This window comes from Candidatus Pelagibacter sp., from assembly GCF_052049815.1.
GTDB lineage: Bacteria > Pseudomonadota > Alphaproteobacteria > Pelagibacterales > Pelagibacteraceae > Pelagibacter.
Genome location: NZ_JBNGZG010000049.1, coordinates 1 through 2,500, shown reverse-complemented (window position 1 = coordinate 2,500; position 2,500 = coordinate 1). Strand labels below are relative to the sequence as shown.

General features: G+C 40.3%; 2 tRNA genes, 2 rRNA genes and 1 pseudogene (1 of these 5 cut by a window edge). 1 reads left to right on the top strand and 4 read right to left on the bottom strand.

The annotated features are described in order from the left end of the window. The 4 genes from ACTT9D_RS06555 to ACTT9D_RS06540 all read right to left on the bottom strand — a co-directional run. Positions 1-18, bottom strand: a 23S ribosomal RNA gene (locus ACTT9D_RS06555); it reaches 2,735 nt to the left of the window's first position. Positions 19-150: 132 nt separating this feature from the next. Continuing rightward, positions 151-226, bottom strand: a tRNA-Ala gene (locus ACTT9D_RS06550). Between the two features lie 10 nt (positions 227-236). Further along, a tRNA-Ile gene (locus tag ACTT9D_RS06545) sits at positions 237-313 on the bottom strand. 100 nt (positions 314-413) lie between these two features. Then, positions 414-1,888 (bottom strand): 16S ribosomal RNA (locus ACTT9D_RS06540). Together the 16S and 23S rRNA genes with 2 tRNA genes alongside form the textbook arrangement of a ribosomal RNA operon. Positions 1,889-2,203: 315 nt before the next feature. Here ACTT9D_RS06540 and ACTT9D_RS06535 point away from each other — a divergent pair. Next, a pseudogene (locus ACTT9D_RS06535) lies at positions 2,204-2,500 on the top strand (hypothetical protein); the annotation flags it as partial.

Genomic DNA, 2,500 nt, shown 5'->3' with positions numbered 1-2,500 from the left:
GCCCTTAAACGCTTGATTTATGCACAGAAAAAAATTCTGTGTTGAATCAAATTTTTGTTTGAACATTAACTTAACAATAAGTTGTTAATGTTCGGATATAGATATTGATATTATTAAATTTTATTTACAATTTTATATAGCTAAGTGTTTTGGTGGAGGATAGCGGGATCGAACCGCTGACCTCCTGAATGCAAATCAGGCGCTCTCCCAGCTGAGCTAATCCCCCCTTAATCTTTTGGTGGGCCGAGAAAGACTCGAACTTTCGACCCCACCCTTATCAAGGGTGTGCTCTAACCAACTGAGCTACCGGCCCCCATTCAAGAGAAACACTCACTTTTAAGAAGAGAAACGAGGACGGTCAACATTAACCTGTATATTATTTAGAATGAAAACAAGTTTTCATTCATCCTTAGAAAGGAGGTAATCCAGCCGCAGGTTCCCCTACGGCTACCTTGTTACGACTTCACCCCAGTCGCTGACTATACCGTGGTCAAGGATTTTAAACCTTGCCTTAAGGTAGAACCAACTCCCATGGTGTGACGGGCGGTGTGTACAAGACCCGGGAACGCATTCACCGTGGCACGCTGATCCACGATTACTAGTAATTCCAGCTTCATGCACTCGAGTTGCAGAGTGCAATCCGAACTGAGGCATCTTTTAAGGATTTGCTTAACGTCGCCGTCTTGCTTCCTGTTGTAGATGCCATTGTAGCACGTGTGTAGCCCAACACGTAAGGGCCATGAGGACTTGACGTCATCCCCACCTTCCTCCAGCTTATCACTGGCAGTTCTTTCAGAGTGCCCAACTTAATGATGGCAACTAAAAGTGAGGGTTGCGCTCGTTGCGGGACTTAACCCAACATCTCACGACACGAGCTGACGACAGCCATGCAGCACCTGTGTTTCGTCCGGCCGAACCGAAAACTTTAATCTCTTAAAGTCGCGACGAACATGTCAAGTGTTGGTAAGGTTCTGCGCGTATCTTCGAATTAAACCACATGCTCCACTACTTGTGCGGGTCCCCGTCAATTCATTTGAGTTTTAACCTTGCGGTCGTACTCCCCAGGCGGTGTGTTTATCGCTTTCGCTGCGACACTGAAAATAAATTTCCAACGTCTAACACACATCGTTTACGGCATGGACTACGAGGGTATCTAATCCTCTTCGCTACCCATGCTTTCGTTCCTCAGTGTCAGTATTGATCCAGAAAGCTGCCTTCGCAATCGGTATTCTTTCTAATATCTACGAATTTCACCTCTACACTAGAAATTCTGCTTTCCTCTATCAAACTCTAGCTGAAAAGTTTTGATGGCAGTTCCAGAGTTAAGCTCTGGGATTTCACCACCAACTTTTTCAACCACCTACGAACTCTTTAAGCCCAGTAATTCCGAACTACGCTAGGTCCCTTCGTATTACCGCGGCTGCTGGCACGAAGTTAGCCGGACCTTCTTATTCGGGTACAGTCATTTTCTTCCCCGACGAAAGAGCTTTACAACCCAAAGGCCTTCTTCACTCACGCGGCATCGCTGCATCAGAGTTTCCTCCATTGTGCAAGATTCCCCACTGCTGCCTCCCGTAGGAGTTTGGGCCGTGTCTCAGTCCCAATGTGGCTGATCATCCTCTCAAATCAGCTATTGATCATAGTCTTGGTAGGCCATTACCCCACCAACAAACTAATCAAGTGCAGGCTCATCCAATGGTGCATAAAGCTTTCTCCGTAAAGACTTATCCGGTATTAGCACAAGTTTCCTCGTGTTATTCCAGGCCAAAGGGCAGATACCTACATGTTACTCACCCGTCTGCCACTAAGTATTGCTACTTCGTTCGACTTGCATGTGTTAGGCGTGCCGCCAGCGTACGTTCTGAGCCATGATCAAACTCTCAAGTTTAAAAACGGCGCACACTAGCTTCCATATAAATTCTAAGAATAAAATTTATATGATGTTGAAGTGTGTACGACAAATTTTGGTAACCTTAACCGTCCACACTTCTCTTCTTAAAATTTTTACTTTTTAAATAACTAATTAAGCAAAAAAGCCTAATAACTCTCGCTTTTTTTTATTGTATTACAATAATTTTACAGAGAAAGTTCAGTGCTTATAGGCGAAAAAAAAAAGAAATCAAGCAATTATAGAATAATTTATAACTAAAAAAGCCTTAAAAATAGCCAATTTTTAGGCTATTTATAGTTTTTTTTCATGATTATGCAAGTTAGTAATAAAGTGATGATTAAGCTTAAAATATTATTAAAAAAAGATTTTTTAAAAAAAAATTTTTTTCAAATTTTGCTTACTTTACTAGCAATTTTAACAGTTTATTTTACCATATATCATAATTTAAATAAAAAAAAATCAGATGATAATTTTAACAAATTATTAAACAATTTATATTTATCTAAAACTTTAGATAATATTTACAATAACTTTGAGCCAAGAATTAAAAACATTAATCACACTATCAAATCTGGTGACACATTTTACAAGATTTTAAATCAATATTTA